General features: G+C 43.6%; 4 protein-coding genes. 3 read left to right on the forward strand and 1 reads right to left on the reverse strand.

Translation table 11 applies throughout. The annotated features are described in order from the left end of the window. From P5674_RS24890 to P5674_RS24900, 3 genes are all read left to right on the forward strand, one after another. Positions 1-207, forward strand: a 207-nt coding sequence (locus tag P5674_RS24890) for a hypothetical protein (RefSeq protein ID WP_315670407.1), incomplete at its 5' end; no start/stop codon positions are given. A gap of 25 nt (positions 208-232) precedes the next feature. Beyond that, complete coding sequence (locus P5674_RS24895; RefSeq protein ID WP_006615903.1) at positions 233-460, forward strand: hypothetical protein; 228 nt, start codon at positions 233-235, stop codon at positions 458-460. Continuing rightward, positions 447-785 carry a type II toxin-antitoxin system PemK/MazF family toxin gene (locus tag P5674_RS24900; protein ID WP_006615904.1) on the forward strand — a complete coding sequence of 113 codons (339 nt, stop codon included), beginning with the start codon at positions 447-449 and terminating at the stop codon, positions 783-785. Before P5674_RS24895 ends, P5674_RS24900 begins: the two co-directional genes overlap by 14 nt. Here P5674_RS24900 and P5674_RS24905 read toward each other — a convergent pair. Beyond that, entirely contained in the window at positions 760-1,053 is a 294-nt protein-coding gene (locus P5674_RS24905; protein WP_014275688.1) for a hypothetical protein, read from the reverse strand. The genes P5674_RS24900 and P5674_RS24905 overlap by 26 nt on opposite strands. Between the last annotated feature and the right edge of the window lie 175 nt (positions 1,054-1,228).

Consider the following 1,228-nt stretch of genomic DNA (forward strand, 5'->3'; position numbering starts at 1 on the left):
ATATCCCGGTGGGGTCCGACAATTGACAGCAGAACCCGCCCCTACAATTATCAATGGTTAATTATCAATGGTCAATTATCAATTATCCGGTGGGGTGGGGCGGGTTTATTTATATCCCGGTGGGGTCCGACAATTGACAGCAGAACCCGCCCCTACAATTATCAATGGTTAATCATCAAGGCGATCGCTGATGCTATAATCAAATAATCATATCTATCTATCGATAACTAAGATGTCGCCCGCTAAAGAAATCTCAATTTCCTTACCAACATCCCTAGTACAATTTATTGAGAACTATAAAATTGCCAAAGGATGTCAATCCCCTGACCAAGTGATTGAATTAGCTTTAGAATTATTGAGAAATCAAGAACTAGAATCCGCTTACAGAGAAGCATCTAGTGAAATTGATTCCGCGTGGGATATTACAATTGCCGATGGATTAACCGATGAAACGTGGTGAAATTTACTATGCTAATCTCAGTCCGGCGGTTGGTTCGGAAATGGATAAACGCCGTCCCGTGCTGATAGTAAGTAACGATGCAAATAACCGCGCAGCGGATACAGTGACAATTCTACCCATTACCTCTAATGTGACTCGCGTTTACCCTTTTGAAGTGTTAATCAATCCAGAGGATAGCGGTTTATCCAAGCCTTCCAAGGTGCAAGCGCAGCAGGTGCGAACTATTTCTAAACAAAGGATCGGTGGGGATACAGTGGGTTTTTTGAGCCAGGAAGTTATGGAAATAGTAGAGACTGCCCTCAAACTGCACTTAAAGCTAGATTAAATTTCATCACGATCGCCATTGATTCATTCACCTTTGCTAACCGGCTCTCGAATGTAGCCAGGGGCAATTTCCATGGGATAGCTAACTCTAAATGGGCGGCATCATAAGCGGCTAAACCTTCTTTTCTTACCAGAGGAAATGTGGCAGATAACGCCTTGCTATCGGTAGCGAGATAGACTTTAATTAACAAAGATTGTAATAAAGCGATCGCTCTCTTGTGGTGGGGCGGGTTTATTATGATTTCCGTCAGGAGGAGAGGTATTCGCAATTATCAATCATCAATTATCCCGTGCGGTGGGGCGGGTTTATTTATATCCCGGTGGGGTCCGAGTTAACGTAGGGTGCGTCAGAGGGATAACCTACTGGGTTAACGGCAAATTTTATTCATCTGACGCACCACCCTACAATTATTAATCATCAAGGGTCAATTATCGGGTGGAGTG

The sequence above is a fragment of the Limnospira sp. PMC 289.06 genome, from assembly GCF_032350395.1.
Lineage (GTDB): Bacteria > Cyanobacteriota > Cyanobacteriia > Cyanobacteriales > Microcoleaceae > Limnospira > Limnospira platensis.